This window comes from Erysipelothrix sp. HDW6C (genome assembly GCF_011299615.1).
GTDB lineage: Bacteria > Bacillota_I > Bacilli_A > Erysipelotrichales > Erysipelotrichaceae > Erysipelothrix.
On record NZ_CP049861.1, the window covers coordinates 2235224 to 2250741 of the forward strand.

14 protein-coding genes and 1 other annotated feature are annotated in these 15518 nt (G+C 39.8%); of the genes, 3 read left to right on the forward strand and 11 right to left on the reverse strand.

Annotated features, from left to right (window positions below):
- Nucleotides 1–2: 2 nt before the first annotated feature.
- The 7 genes from G7062_RS10765 to G7062_RS10795 all read right to left on the reverse strand — a co-directional run bounded on the left by G7062_RS10765 (nt 3) and on the right by G7062_RS10795 (nt 8757).
- Nucleotides 3–905, reverse strand: a complete 903-nt coding sequence (locus G7062_RS10765) for a UbiA family prenyltransferase (protein ID WP_166065917.1) — start codon at nt 903–905, stop codon at nt 3–5.
- Entirely contained in the window at nt 905–1846 is a 942-nt protein-coding gene (locus G7062_RS10770; protein WP_166065918.1) for a polyprenyl synthetase family protein, read from the reverse strand. The genes G7062_RS10765 and G7062_RS10770 overlap by 1 nt, the downstream gene beginning before the upstream one ends.
- Nucleotides 1847–1860: 14 nt before the next feature.
- Nucleotides 1861–3822: an NAD(P)/FAD-dependent oxidoreductase gene (locus G7062_RS10775; protein ID WP_166065919.1), complete on the reverse strand. Its 1962-nt coding sequence runs from the start codon at nt 3820–3822 to the stop codon at nt 1861–1863.
- Between the two features lie 171 nt (nt 3823–3993).
- The gene (gene leuS, locus G7062_RS10780; protein ID WP_371741434.1) at nt 3994–6396 is read right to left on the reverse strand and encodes a leucine--tRNA ligase; all 2403 of its coding nucleotides are present in this window, start codon (nt 6394–6396) and stop codon (nt 3994–3996) included.
- 33 nt (nt 6397–6429) lie between these two features.
- Nucleotides 6430–6642: a binding site (T-box leader), on the reverse strand.
- A 71-nt stretch (nt 6643–6713) separates the two neighbouring features.
- Nucleotides 6714–7328: a pentapeptide repeat-containing protein gene (locus tag G7062_RS10785; protein WP_166065920.1), complete on the reverse strand. Its 615-nt coding sequence runs from the start codon at nt 7326–7328 to the stop codon at nt 6714–6716.
- A 12-nt stretch (nt 7329–7340) separates the two neighbouring features.
- The gene (locus G7062_RS10790) at nt 7341–7955 is read right to left on the reverse strand and encodes a pentapeptide repeat-containing protein (protein ID WP_166065921.1); all 615 of its coding nucleotides are present in this window, start codon (nt 7953–7955) and stop codon (nt 7341–7343) included.
- Nucleotides 7930–8757 carry a methyltransferase domain-containing protein gene (locus tag G7062_RS10795; protein ID WP_166065922.1) on the reverse strand — a complete coding sequence of 276 codons (828 nt, stop codon included), beginning with the start codon at nt 8755–8757 and terminating at the stop codon, nt 7930–7932. Before G7062_RS10795 ends, G7062_RS10790 begins: the two co-directional genes overlap by 26 nt.
- Before the next feature lie 102 nt (nt 8758–8859).
- Between G7062_RS10795 and G7062_RS10800 the strand changes: the two genes are divergently transcribed.
- Complete coding sequence (locus tag G7062_RS10800; RefSeq protein ID WP_166065923.1) at nt 8860–9405, forward strand: thioredoxin; 546 nt, start codon at nt 8860–8862, stop codon at nt 9403–9405.
- A gap of 53 nt (nt 9406–9458) precedes the next feature.
- Here the strand turns inward: G7062_RS10800 and G7062_RS10805 are convergent, their stop codons facing one another.
- From G7062_RS10805 to G7062_RS10815, 3 genes are all read right to left on the reverse strand, one after another.
- A complete protein-coding gene (locus G7062_RS10805; RefSeq protein ID WP_166065924.1) occupies nt 9459–9866 on the reverse strand; it encodes a GNAT family N-acetyltransferase in 408 nt (135 codons plus the stop codon).
- A 49-nt stretch (nt 9867–9915) separates the two neighbouring features.
- Entirely contained in the window at nt 9916–10512 is a 597-nt protein-coding gene (locus G7062_RS10810) for a LytTR family DNA-binding domain-containing protein (protein WP_166065925.1), read from the reverse strand.
- A 172-nt stretch (nt 10513–10684) separates the two neighbouring features.
- Nucleotides 10685–12814, reverse strand: a complete 2130-nt coding sequence (locus tag G7062_RS10815; protein WP_305792287.1) for a heavy metal translocating P-type ATPase — start codon at nt 12812–12814, stop codon at nt 10685–10687.
- 137 nt (nt 12815–12951) lie between these two features.
- Here G7062_RS10815 and G7062_RS10820 point away from each other — a divergent pair, with 137 nt between their 5' ends.
- Nucleotides 12952–13407: a CopY/TcrY family copper transport repressor gene (locus G7062_RS10820; protein ID WP_166065926.1), complete on the forward strand. Its 456-nt coding sequence runs from the start codon at nt 12952–12954 to the stop codon at nt 13405–13407.
- 5 nt (nt 13408–13412) lie between these two features.
- On the forward strand, nt 13413–13685 hold the full coding sequence (locus G7062_RS10825) for a hypothetical protein (RefSeq protein WP_166065927.1): 273 nt from the start codon (nt 13413–13415) through the stop codon (nt 13683–13685).
- A 38-nt stretch (nt 13686–13723) separates the two neighbouring features.
- Here the strand turns inward: G7062_RS10825 and G7062_RS10830 are convergent, their stop codons facing one another.
- A complete protein-coding gene (locus tag G7062_RS10830) occupies nt 13724–15475 on the reverse strand; it encodes an ABC transporter ATP-binding protein (protein ID WP_166065929.1) in 1752 nt (583 codons plus the stop codon).
- Nucleotides 15476–15518 lie beyond the last annotated feature (43 nt).

The window sequence follows — 15518 nt, forward strand, 5'->3', positions numbered from 1 at the left end:
TCTTATTGTAAGATACTCCCAATGATAACTGTAATATCATAAAAGAACATAATGATGATAAAGTTCTTTATGATGAATTTGAATGAAATACGCTTAATCAAATCAGCACGATAGGCATTGAATTGCTTGATAACAACTGGAATTGTTGCCAGCGTTGCCAATGCAAACCATGGTAGAATTCCAAGAATTACACCAACTACAATGGCACTATAGACACTAACATAAAGACCCAACATTAATGTTACCGCATTTTTGCGACCAATGTAGTAAGGCAATGTATAGCGTTTTACTGCGATATCGGCATCAATGTCACATGTATTATTTGCCAACATGATACTCGACGTCAAGGCCGTAGGTGGCAAGAATATGATCAGGAAATCGATAATATTTAAAATATTAAATTGTAAGTCAACAATTCCTTGATTGTATCCAAATGCAACAAGATGTCCCGGTGCATTTGCATGGATCAATATAAATGGAATAATGTACCCGTAAAGGACACCGGAGATAATTTCTCCATAGGGTTGTCGTGAAATTGGAACAGGACCCCACGTATAGAAAATTCCAACTGCAAAGCAAAACATTCCTAAAAATAAAATAACCAAATCCGTAATGGCTACAAGGTAAAGTCCCGATGCCATCGCAATCGTAAACATGGTAAAGATCAAAACTTTCCCTTGTTTGCGAGTAAATCCAATATCTTGTCCGTTATCTTTTGAATCAATGTAGTTATTGATTGCTGTGGTCGTTAGATCAAATACAAACATACCTATAAAGAATACAAGTGTTGGAAGCACTTGTATCTTTATACCTTCGAATGTAAGAATCCCTAACGTTAATACAAACGGAAAAAGACTGGTAATCTTCGTTTGAATCTCTGTATAGTTTAAAAATTTCTTTAACATTATTGAACTCTCATGGATAAGTTAAGAATCCCCATCAGACGCGCACGCTTGTCTGGTTGAATCTCTAGCTTATTGATTCTTTCTTTAGCTGTTTCATAATAGTTTGTTGCGCAATCTTGTGTGTATTTAACACCACCTGCTTTTGCAACAGCACTATTAATGGCTTCACGACTTAAGGGTTCCTTTTCAACTTGCTCCAAAAGCTCTGGATACGTATCAAAAGCATGGATGAGTGGCAATGTTACTACACCTTGTTCAAAATCAGATTGGACAGGTTTTTTGGCTGTTCTTTCTGTTTCTTCGAAGTCCATAACATCATCAAGAAGTTGAAAAATCATTCCAACGTGATTCCCAATTGTTTTGTAGTCAGCATGTTGCGCATGAGGATCATCCGAAGTGGCAACCCCTGCATACATCGCAGCTTCAAATAGTTTTGCAGTTTTTCCTTCGATGATTTTCAGATAGTCCTTCATCTTCAAACGGTAATTACCATTGTTAAGATGCTGACTGAGTTCGCCCATGGCTATTTCTTCCATATACATCGGCAAGCTGTAATCCAAATAATCATGCTTACGATCAACTTTATTTGCCAAGGATAGTGATGCTGCCATGAGATAGTCACCACAGATTACTGCGGTCTTACGCCCATAGAGCTTATGCAATGTCGGAATACCCCGACGTACATTTGCATCATCCATAACATCATCATGCACCAAAGTAGCAAGATGCAGCACTTCAATTGAAGCAGCAAATTTTACGGCATCATAGTGAATTGTACCGTCAACATTTTCAGCAGCAGCCAAGACTGCACATGCACGAATATATTTACCTTCAGATTTCAGAAGATGTTCGGTATACTTCCTAATGACCAAAGGAGAGGTTGATAAAATTTTACCAACCTCGTCTTTTACATATTGTAAGTTTTGATCAAAAATACTCATTGAGTGCTACCCAATTAATCGTTATAGAGATACCACTTTTTAACAAACGGTATTCGTTTCCACAACGCTTTTAATTTAGGCATGACCCAGTAGTCAAGACCAAGTGTGTTTCCACCGAATAACACAGCAATACCTGCAACAACCATCCATACTGTACTTAAGTAAAGACCTGTAGTCATTAAGAACATCATTTGCAATACAACTGACATTCCGGCAGCGATTGTAGTGAAGAGACCTGCGATAAGTGCAAGACCAATTGCAATTTCCATAATAACAACCATTGATTGCATGAATACTTGCATTCCATCACTTGATAGAATGACTTTGTCTACAAACCAGTTCATCAAGCTAAAGTCTAACTTGAATGCAAAATCAGGTAATTTTGATTCTGCTAACGTTGTTCCTGTAACAAAGATTGGTTGTAGAATATTAAAGAAGTTCCAGTGTAGTAAGACTTCACCAGCGGCAGCAGCAGCTTCACCAGTTGCACCCGCAACAGCATCGCCTGTAGCACCCGCACTTGCATCACCAATGCCAAGTAGGCTATTGTACCAGCTTTGTGCACCACCAAAGAAGTTTGCCAATTGAGGTGTTCCACTTAACCAGCCTTCTTGAACTTTCTTGATTCCTTCAAATAACCAAACCATACCTAACCATACGCGCATTGGCATGAGTAAGAAACTTGGTGTACGGTTTGAGAAGTGTCCACCGACAAAACTACGACGGTTACGGATTGTGAAGAGTTCATGTTTTAAGTATGAGAATACTTTGTTCCATCCAAGGACTTGAACGAAGTATACACAGTTCATCATGTGTTTTGAGAACATTGCGAAGAATGAAACCAAGTTAAATTGAATTTTACCAAATTTAACATTCGCTGTTCCCCAACGTCCACCAATACAGACCATTGTTCCGTGGAATGCTGGTTTGTAAGGTTTTAATGGTTGACCTGTGATTGCAGCTGCAATGTTCTTAGCAGCAGTTGCACCACTTTGTTCGGCATTTTCAACCATTTGTGGTACAGCACGTTCTTCACCTTCAGGTACGAAGTATGCATTATCACCAACGATAAAGACATTTTCTTGTCCTTTAGCACGTAAGAATTCGTCTGTTTCAACACGTCCTCCGCGTTGTGCAACACTGAGTGCATCACCTGTTTCTTTTGACAAGTCAGCACTTTCGATACCTGCTGTCCAAATTACAGTGTGAACACTGTTTGTTTCAACATTTCCTTCAATGTCGAGTGAAATTGAGTCTGCAGTTACCTTAACAACTTTCGCGTTAAGTTTAACTTCAACACCCATTTTAACTAAACGATTGTGTATTTTGCGTTGGAGTTTTTCTGGTAAAGTTCCAACAACGCTTGGCATTGCATCAACTTCAACCATTGTTACTTCTTGAGGATCGAGTGAGAATTTATCGCATAATACTGGAACGTATTCTGCCAATTCACCCATCATTTCAACCCCAGTTAAACCAGCACCAACAACATAGAATGTTAGTAATTTACGACGTTCTGCAACATCGGGTGTTTGTGAGGCTTTCACAAATGTAGCCAAGATGTGATCACGCAAGTTTACTGCGTCATCATAGGACCACAATGTATGTGTGTGCTCTTCTGCACCCTCAATACCGAAGTATGTTGGTTTTGAACCTGAACCAATTACAACATAATCATAAGCATATGATTCGTGTGCTCCGATAACAACTTGTTTTTCAAAGTCTACTTTTTCGATGTTGTCTAATTTGACATCCACCTTACGTCCTGCAAAGATCTTTTTCAAGTCCATGCGGATTGAATACTCATCAACACGGCCAGCAGCAACTTCATGAAGTTCTGTAAGCATTGTGCTAAATGGATTACGGTCGACAATGGTAATTTCTACATCTTTGTCTTTTTTGAATTTTTTAGCGAGTTTCTTGGCTGCGAGGATACCTGCATATCCAGCACCAACTACGACTACTTTCTTTCCCATTTACTTTCTCCTTTACAACATTTTGCACTTATTATTATAACCCATTGCTAACCAGTTCACAATCAAGCACAACTTAACTCGGAATTTTATCACAATTATAAAGAAAACTAGCAACTGTTTCCGTGGGAAGCGTCGCTAGTTTGTGAAATATAGTATATTTCTTCACAAAACCTATGCTGGTTTAACAACAAGGTTTACAATCTTATTCTTGATGATAATTTCTTTAATGACTACCATACCTTCAAGATTCTTAATAACTTGTGGATGTGCGTGAACGCGTGATTTTAAATCGTCCTCTGCAAGGTTTGTTGGCGCTTGGAATTTGGCGCGAACTTTACCATTAATTTGAACAACTATTTCAACTTCATCTAAGATAAGTTTCTCAGGGTCAAACGTTGGCCATGGTTGATAACTTATGCTTTCTTCGCCCGTTACCATAGTAAATAACTCTTCACCCATATGAGGTGCGAAGGTTGCAAGCATCTTTATGAATCCAAGTGCATACGGTTTGTAAACTGTTTCAGCTTTATAAGCCTCGTTTACGAAGATCATAAGCTGTGCCAACGCTGTATTCAATCCGAATGATTCAATATCATGGGTTACTTTTTGAACCGTTTGGTTGTAGGCAAAGTCTAGACTACCATCATTGGTATCAACAAGTTTATCGGACTCATCAAACAGACGCCATACACGATCCAACCATTTACGGATACCATCAAGACCGCGCGTGCTCCATGCAATCGCACCATCAAGGGGTCCCATAAACATTTCGTAAACACGCAATGTATCGGCACCATGACTTAAGACAATGTCATCAGGATTAACCACGTTACCGCGTGACTTACTCATTTTTTCATTGTTAGCACCCAAAATCATACCTTGATGATAAAGTTGTTTGAAGGGTTCTTTCGTATCAACAACGCCGATATCAAACAATACTTTGTGCCAGAATCGTGCATAAAGTAAATGTAAGACCGCATGCTCTGCCCCACCCATATACATATCAACATTCATCCAATGTTTGAGAAGCTCGGGATCACCGATGGCTTCTGTATTGGTTGGGTCAATGTAACGCAAGTAATACCAGCAAGAACCTGCCCATTGTGGCATTGTATTTGTCTCACGTTTTCCTTTTGAGCCATCAGCAAATGTAACATCAAGCCATGCTCCTGCATGCGCTAATGGTGATTCACCATTGGATGCCGGTTTGTAGTTTTCCACTTCCGGTAACTCGAGCGGCAGTTCATCAAGTTCGACCGTACGCATTGTTCCATCTTCCATATGTACAATTGGAATTGGCTCACCCCAATATCGTTGGCGGGAGAACAACCAATCGCGTAATTTATAGGTCACTTTGGGTTCTCCAAAACCGTTGGACACCAACCATTCATTCATAATTCCGATGGCTTCTTCTTTATCAAGACCATCCAAGAACTCAGAATTAATATGCACACCATCACCTGTATGTGCCGATTCACTGATATCACCACCTGCAAGTACAGGAACGATTTCTAAATTGTATTTTTTCGCAAATTCATAATCACGTTCATCATGTGCAGGAACCGCCATAATTGCTCCAGTTCCATATGCCGCTAAGACATAGTCAGCAATATAAATTGGTACATGTTTGCCGTTTACAGGGTTGATTGCATAGGCTCCTGTGAATACTCCTGACTTATCTTTATTAAGTTCGGTACGTTCAAGGTCTGTTTTACGTTGGACTGCGTCAACATAAGCATCCACTTCAGCACGATTTTCCGGTGTTGTAATTTCACTTACAAACGGATGCTCTGGTGCAAGAACGCAGTAAGTATTTCCAAACAAGGTATCCGCACGCGTTGTAAACACTGTAAACTCACGATCGTGATCCGCAATCTTAAAGATTACATTCGACCCAACTGATTTTCCAATCCAGTTTATTTGCATTTCTTTAGTAGACGCTGGCCATTCGACAAGATCCAAATCTTCCAAGAGGCGCTCAGCATAAGCTGTAATCTTCAAGACCCATTGGCGCATTGGAACACGAATAACATCAAAGCCACCAACCTCGGATTTTCCATTAATAACTTCTTCATTTGCTAAAACTGTTCCCAATTCCGGACAGAAATTTACGGGTTTCTCATCAATGTATGCAAGGCCCATGTCATAGAGTTTGGTAAAAATCCATTGTGTCCATTTATAGTATTGAGGATCCGTTGTTGAGATTTCACGTGACCAATCATATGAAAGGCCCAATGATTTGATTTGCTTGGTAAAGTTTGCAATATTTTCTTTCGTGAATTCAGCTGGATGATGCCCTGTTTTCAATGCATATTGCTCAGCTGGCAATCCAAACGCATCCCAGCCAATTGGATGAAGGACATTGAATCCCTTCATACGTTTGTAACGTGCCATAACATCGGTAGCTGTATAGCCACGGGGATGACCCACATGAAGCCCATTCCCTGATGGATATGGGAACATATCTAAGATGTAGTATTTTGGCAATTCAAAATTACGGATGTCAGTTTTGAATGTCTCATTCTCATCCCAATATTTTTGCCATTTTTGTTCAATTTTTAAATGGTTATACATAATTTCTCCTCCATATAATAAAAAAAGCACCTGCAAAAGGACGAATGTCTCGCGGTACCACCTTAATTCTTATCCTAAGATTTGGATAAGCTCTCAACTCCCTTAACGCGGGGATACGAAATCTTCTACTCAAGTTCAAAGATTCTGCTCAAAGATGAGTTCAATTATATGCCACCACTGATTTCCACCAACCATCAGCTCTCTTTGCGCTTTATATAACCTACTATTTCTTATCATTGCCTTGCCCTAATAATAAGCGAATTCAATGGGATTGTCAAACGCATCGGCATTAAAAAAGTGAGCGTAAGCTCACGCATTCAATCAACAATAATTCCAAACTGTGCAAGAAGCGAAATCCCTTGATCCATACGAATTGTTAGCCCCTGTGCAAGACGGGGTGAATAACTGATTGATGTGAAATCTGCTTTACGTAAATCCAATCCACTCAGCTTTGTTTCGGTGAAATCAGCCTTATCAATTTTAACATCCGCAAACACAAGATTCTTGTGTTCAAGATTCTGAAACGAACTCTCCACCAACTGAGTGTTCTCAAACGTAACATCATTTACCTTGTTATCTGAAAAATTGAGATAGTTCATAAGATTATTGGAAAAGAGCACATCTTTTACCACGCACTTAAATAGTGAACTGGCAAGAAATTTACAGTTTTTGAAAGCAACACGATACATGTAAGAATCATCAAATTCTATATTTGAAAAATCACAGTTTTCAATCAGACAATCTAAAATCTCCGACCGTTTAAAGTCAACTTCAACAAAAGTACACTTCTTAAATGCCACACTATTCAAACGAACAGGATCTCCATCGCCATAAACAATGCAGTTTTCATATTGGGTCCCTTGTTCAAGATTCCACAATTCTACCCGCTGATCAACAATGACATCATGAATCATTACTCCCGGTTTCTTCATACATTCTCTTTTCTAGTCAACGAGCATTCCCATTTGACGGGCAAAATGAACAGCTTGATCCATACGGATTTTTAAGCCTTCTACCTCTTTACCCGTAAATAGTATAGCATCAAATTCACAGGTTCGTAAGTCCAACCCTTTCATGGGAGTCCCCGAAAAATTGGCTTTATTTATTGTACACTCATGAAAACTAAGTCGCTTAAAATTAAGCTCTTGAAACGATGATTCACTCACATCACATTTCATAAAATGGATATCTTCAACCTTGCTTCCCATCATTCCTACGTAGCGTGCAAACACATTACTAAACTGAACATTGCGCATAAAACACTTTGCAAAAGAGGAGGCCATGAGTTTGCAATCCTCAAAGTGTATGCTCCCAAGATAGGAATCAAAGAAATTTAAATTGGAAAGATCACAGTATCGAAAATGAACATTCTGTATTTCTGCGCGCTCAAGATCGTTGAAGAGAAATTCACATCGCTCAAAAATAACATCACTTATAAACAAACGATCAAATTCTTGCACCACCTTGCATCGCACATAGCGTGTTTGTGGTTGCAAGTCGGAAACATTCACAATTTCATCGCTTATCTCTTTTTCAATCAGGTGTGTTGGTAGTTTCATTGGGACCTTCTTTCGTATAAACTGCATATCCGAATGCTAGTGGGGTATTCAACGTTTGAAGTTGAGCAAGTTTCGCTTTACCCATAGCGGGCGTTCGATGGTAGTACGGCGTCATTGCAAAAAGATTCGCAATATCTTCAGGTGTACGCAAAACAACCGCTTGCTCAGAACGTATTGTTTCTCGGTAGGTTAATCCAGGGTATTCCTTCAGAATGACTTCATTCTTATACGGTTGTTCATACAGGACCTCTTTGATGCCCATTAAATGATCTTCAAGCGGAAACACATCAATGAAGATACCACCCGCTCGTAAAACACGATGCACTTCTTCAGGTGAAAACGGTGCAAATACTGCATACACAACATCCATCGATTCGCTCATAATCGGTAATTGGTATGTACTTGCAACTGCTAGCTTTAAGGTATGATCTCGTTTGGCCGCCGTTTCAATTGCTTGCTTTGAGATATCAACCCCATAGACACTTACACCTGACATCGCAATTGCTTGCGCATACCATCCTTCACCACAACCTGCATCCAACACAAATTTTGGACGATGGTTAATCACAATATCATATAAAGTCTGGCGAAAAGGTATGTAATATCCTTCATGAAAAAATTGTGTCCGTGCCCGAACCATTTCCTTTTCATCACCATGCTGTTTGTCTTTTTTACTTTGTGACATCAAGAGGTTTATCTGCCCTTTTTTAGCCTTATCAAAGCGATGGTTTGACGCACACACATAACACGTTTCTTGTTCTTCCAGCTGTTTATTACAGACGGGACATTTGAATTTACTCATACGATTACCTCTACTTCACAATTATATCACACACTTTCGAGACAAAAATATTGATATTTCATACTTATTCACTATAATTAAAACAGATGAGGAGGTCACAAGATGAAAAAATTAATTTTTACTCTTATGGCAATTATGCTCGTTCTCACTGGCTGTACAAGCAAAGGGAACACGTCTGCAGATGGTGCAGCGGATATGAGCGGATACGAAGGCATTGGTAAGGAACACCATTTTGTTTCTGAAGCACTTCCTGATATGGTATCAAACATTGAAAATAAAGTCGAAGGAATCTACTACTTAGGATTTGCGACATGCCCATGGTGTATTGAACTAACACCTGTAATGGAAGATGTTGCAAGTGAGCTAAATGTTTCGATTCACTATTTGAACGTTCGCGATGACGCTTGGAAAACAAACAAGCTCGCTGATCGTATCATGGCATTTGAAGAAACACTACCTGCAAGTGCAACCAAAAGTGAAGGATATGTTCCTTACCTTATCATAATTGATAAAGATGGAAACATTAAAACACATTTGGGAACTGTTGATGGACATGAACCATCAAAAGCAAAAATGACTGAAGATCAAGTTAACTTCTTAACAATTCGTCTCAAAGAAATGTTTAAGACAGTAACACCGAACGCCTAACCAGCGTTCTTTTTTATGTAAAAGGTCAAATCACAGTGATTTGACCTTTTCATTTAACGAATAAGATTTTTAAGGAAAATAATCTCCATACTCTCACCAGGTAGGACGAGACTTCCAGAGTCTTGGTAATCAAATTTTCTGTAAAAGTGTTGTGCATCTTCATCGGTTCGTGATGATGTCATCGCCATTAAATGCCCCAATGCCATCATTTCTGTTTCCCAATAATTCATGAGTTCAATACCAAATCCGCGACCCCGATATTCTTCTTGAATAAACAACAAATTCATAAAGGGAATTTGATCCCAGAACATATTGTAACGGAGCCAACCAATGATTTCACCTTCAAGTTCGTAGACAAGAATTCGACCTGTTTGAATTTTAAATACAAGTTCTTCAGGTTCAAGCAGTGAATCCAATTCTTTGAGTCGATTAAAATCTTCTTCTAGAGCACGACGTATCATAGTTGTACCTCCTCTGTTACTACAATTCTAATCCTTGTAACAGATTCTTTCAAGAGTCAACATCATTAATTTCTCTAAAATACTCTAAAACGGCTTGATATCGGCGTCTTGCAATGGGAATAATGGTCCCATCCACAAGAACCATACCATCTCTGACAATACTCTCAACATAACGCATGTTAACAAGTACACCACGATAGACTTCAAGAAACGGCCACAACTTGAGCACCTCTTTCCAGTGCGCTAATGTCTCATGGCTGCTGATTTCATTAAACAGTGTATGTATCGCTATTGAGCGATTTTCGGTTTCTACGTAGATAATATCCTCGACTTGTATCTTAATAGCCCCACTTCTTCCAATGATGACTTCACGCGGTTCAAAGCGCGTGTTCACCAATATTTGATGAATACATTTTAAAACACCTGGATTGTCGAGTGTACCGTCAGATTTTATGAGATGAGATAAATACAAGGTTCTACCCTTTGGCCCGCGAAAATCCAAATTATCAGTAATCCATAGGTCACATTTTAAATCACTTTTTCGTTCCCTCATATGTACGCCAAAAAGTTCGTGATACAACGCAATTACATTGAACAGTTCTTGACGTAATCCAGTATTTTTAATGTCTAATTGATAACCGACCACAGACATCCCTCCGATATATAATACTAACTTAACGGAATAAATCTCCAATGTAAATGAACTATGGTCAAACGGTTTCTCTCGACACGCAAGTGGCGCTATTCATTAAATTCGCACCATTTTAGAAGTCCCTAAAAAAAAGACATCACTCGCTTTGAGTCATGTCTTTCTCTGTTTATTTTATACGCAACAGCATAGCATTGATTGCTACAATAACCGTACTCAATGACATCAAGATAGCACCCACAGCTGGCGAAAGAATGAAACCAACACCAGCCAATACCCCTGCTGCGAGTGGGATTGCAATAAAGTTATACCCCGCTCCCCACAACAAGTTCTCTTTCATCTTGCGTGTTGTATTCTTGGCAAGAGAAATAAAATGTAAAATGTCTGCTGGGTTGGACTTTACCAAAATGACATCTGCTGAGTCGATTGCGACATCGGTTCCTGCACCAATCGCAACACCAACATCAGCGCGTGCAAGACTTGGTGCATCATTGACACCATCACCCACCATCAAAACGGTGAGTCCGCGTTCTTTGTATTCTTTAACAATGCGTTCTTTATCTTCTGGCATCAGCTCAGCATGAACATCTTCGATTCCGAGCTCATTCCCAATTAATGTCGCAGCTTGTTTGTTATCTCCAGTTAACATGACAGGTTTAATACCTTGTTTGATCAATGCATCAATCATTGCTTTAGATTCAGGTTTTATTTCATCCCCTTGTGCAATGATCCCTGTATTGTGATTCTCAACAAGCAAGAAACTTACAGAATATCCTTGACGCGATAAATCCATAAATAAGGATTCATCGTACGGTATCTTTTGATTTATAAGATAGCCCACATTGGTTATCTTTACATCTTTATTCGCAATGGTCCCATCAAGCCCCACTCCAGCAATTGTATTAACATGATGTGCCTCGAGCAATTGAACACCGACAGTTTCTGCTTTTTCAAGAATTCCAATTGCAAGCGGATGTGATGAACTTTGCTCTAGTGATGCAAAGTATTGGAGGACTGTGTCATCGCTGTAATTGTCATCAAAAGATTCATAATGCGTTACTTTAAAGTTACCTTCTGTAAGCGTCCCAGTCTTGTCCATCATAAGGACATCAACATGTTCAGCGACTTCGAGGGCTTGACGATTTTTAATGAGGAGACCATTTTGAGCTCCTAAAGACGTTGATCGCGCTGTTACTAATGGAATTGCCAATCCAAGAGCATGAGGACATGCAATGACCAACACCGTAACCATACGCTCAATCCCAAAGTTCAATCCAGAAAGTATCGTCCACACAATAAGAGCAACAATCCCAACACCACTGGCAATATAGAAAAGCCACTTTGCGACTTTATCTGCCATTGACTCTGCATTGGATTTATCACCTTGGGCTTGTTTCACCAAGTCCATGACTTGCGACAAATAGCCAGATTCTCCTGTACCTGTCACTTCAACAGTAATCGTTCCAGACCCATTAACCGATCCACCAATGACTTTATCACCAACATTTTTCTTAACTGCACGTGCTTCACCTGTAATCATGGCTTCATTCACTGACGTTGATCCCGCAATGATTGTTCCATCGGTCGGCATGTTTTCCCCTGCTTTAACCAAAACTTTATCGCCAACATGAACATCCACCAACGGATGTTTCATGGTTGAGCCATCTTCCATAACAACCGTCGCATCACTGGGCAGCAACTCCGCCATGCGTTGCAACGCATTTCCCGCATTTGAGACTGCTTCCATCTCAATCCAGTGTCCAAGTAGCATAATGAGAATTAAGCTTGCGAGTTCCCAAAAGAAATCCATAATATGATTGGGACTTTTAATAACTGAGTTCATAACAAATGCATACATACTGTAGATATACGCAACAGAAATCCCAAGCGAAATAAGTGTCATCATCGCTGGACTCTTTTGTTGTAATTCCATTTTAGCCCCTTTTAAAAACGGCATTCCCCCATAGAAGAATAAGAGTGTCGCTAAAATCGCAACAACCCAGTCACTTCCTGGAAACGCAAACTGAAAAGGTAGCGTAACGCCCATCATTGGTGCGAAAATTAAAATTGGGACCCCCATAAAAAGAGAGACTATGAACTTTTTCTTTAAATCCCCCATTCCATGCATGGAGTGATCCATGCCACCGTGTCCACTGTGATCCATCGTTGTATGATCCATCCCATCATGACTGCCATGATTCATTGCTTCATGATCCATTCCGTCATGCTTCATTTGACCATGCTCATGATGCATGTGTTCATGATCCATGTCGTCGTGGTGATTATGATTTTTTTCCATATTCAAATCGCCTCCTGATTGATTCTACCTTAAGTTTACAACTGTAAACGAACTTTGTCAAATCGAACACTCTCTTTATCATAAGACTTGACTTCACTCGATTACAGTTGTAAATTATAAGAAAGGAAGTGATCACTATGGAAGATTTACACAAAGCTTCATCTGCAGAATGGGATGTGATGCGTGTTATTTGGAGTCTTGACGATGCTACAAGTCGCAGTGTCGCAGACATTCTGAAAGCATCAAAAAATTGGGAAATGGCAACTACAAAAACACTCCTAGGTCGCCTCGTAAAGAAAGGCTACCTTGAAACAGAGAAAGACGGCAATCGTTTTATCTATCGTGCAAAAGTGACGGAAGAGGAAAGTGTTTCTAAGCGCGTTGATCGCCTTTTTTCATCAATTTGTGAGAGTGCAGTTGGAAACGCTATTGCTACAGCCATAACTGATTATGATTTATCCAATGATGATCGCGATCTCATTTTAAAAGCACTTGAAGGAAAAACATTTGTAGAAAGTATCGCTTGTAATTGTGTGCCACACGATGGTAAACCATGTACATGCGAACCAGGGAATTGCACATGCGGAAAATAGGTAAAATGAAGAATTACAGAGCACTTTTGTTTGCGATTCTATTGCTCTTTGTATTAGTAGGCTGCATGCCATCGACTCTCCCTGTCGACCCCAAACCAGCTGGGTTCTTTTCTGGACTTTGGCACGGTTGGATTGCACCCGTTTCCTTAATTGTTTCATTTTTTAATAATAATGTGTGTATTTATCAAAGTTTCAACACCGGATTCCCATATGATTTGGGATTCTATATTGCCATCATTAGTGGATTTGGAAGTATTGCATTCCGACGCCGTAAATAATAAAAGGATTTGCTCATCAAAAAGCAAATCCTTTTTATTTACATTAACATGTCATCCAACGATTCCGGTAGCATATTATTTTTACTTGCTTCATATAAATTACGGTAGTGACCTTCTTGAGCGAGTAGGCTTTCGTGGGTGCCCACTTGCGCAACCCCTTCTTTTCCCATCACCACAATCTTATCAGCATGCTGAACAGTCGTAAGACGGTGTGCGACCACTAAAACTGTACGACCTTGGGCAAGTGTTTCAAGACTCGCTTGGATGTATGCTTCCGTAATGTTGTCCAAAGCACTCGTAGCTTCATCAAGGATGAGAATTCGAGGATCCTTTAGGAATATGCGAGCGATCGAGATTCTTTGTTTTTGCCCACCCGATAGCATCACACCACGTTCTCCCACCATCGTATCATAACCATTTGGAAGGGATGCGATGAAGTCATGAATGCCCGCCTTTTGTGCTGCTGCTTCTATATCCCGTTGGCTCGCTGAAGGTTTGCCATACGCAATATTCTCACCAATCGTTCCCCAGAAAATAATAACATCTTGTTGTACATAACCAATTTGCTCTCTAAGCGAATGAAGGGTGACATCTTTAATGTCAGTACCATCAATCGCGATCGATCCCGATGCTGTTTCATAAAAACGGGGGATTAATTGGGCAATGGTCGTTTTCCCAACCCCACTTGGACCAACGAGGGCAACCATCTCACCTGCGGGAATGCTCAAACTAAAGTCTTCAAGGACCCGCTCTTTTGCTGTTGCGTATTGAAACGAAACATTTTTAAAATCAATGGCGCCATCAATTGCCCCTAAAGGTCTTGCATCGACTGCATTTTGAATGGTAACTGGCTCTCTCATTAAATCTTCGTAACGTTCAAATCCTGCCCATCCTTGTTGGAATGTTTCCAACATCGTCATAATTCGCTTAATTGGATTCACTAACATATTGAAGTAAAGAAAGTAAGCAAACATATCTCCGGTTGTAAACGTACCATTTACAACAAGTATGGCACAACACACAAGAACTGCGACGTTCACAAACTGAACAAAGAATTGATTCATAGCATTGGTTTTCCCCAAGGCACGGTAAGCACCTTTATAGGCGTCAATGTATTGATCGTTGTCCGCTTCAAATCGCGCTACTTCATGCGCTTCATTTGCAAAGGCACGTGTTAATCGGATGCCAGAAATACTTCCCTCAAGACGACTGTTGATTTGTGCATGTTCACGTCGCAAAACACGAAATGCAACCAAAAGGCCACTACGCGATAAAACCAATCCAATCATAAGCAATAAGAAAACACTCAAGAAGATTGTTGTGACCCAAAAGTTTAATTGAATAAGATAGAGATATCCCAAAATCATCATAATTGAAACCGAGAGAATTTCTTCGATACCATGATGCGCCAATTCCGATACTTCATGCAAATCAGAAGTAAGTCGCGTCATAATAATTCCCGTTTTATTAACATCGTAATAATCAAACGCGAGCATTTGCAGTTTTGAGAACGCTTTGAGACGCATATCCTTCTCTATTTGCATTCCCAGTAAATGCCCATAATACCCCACCATATAGTGGAGGAGGGCATAAAACAAGAGTAAACCAATCATAATCATTGCAATGTTAATGACAGCTTGCAGATTCCCCGCAGGAATCAAGTCATTCAATATATACCGTGTGAAAATTGGTATTGAGAGCTCAATGAGCGTAAACAAAGCAACCATCGTAAGCACAAATGCCATTAATTTACGATGGGGCTTATAGTAAGACATAAACTTTTTTAACATAAACGATTCCTTCCCCGTATTCTGATTTCATTGATTATAGCAT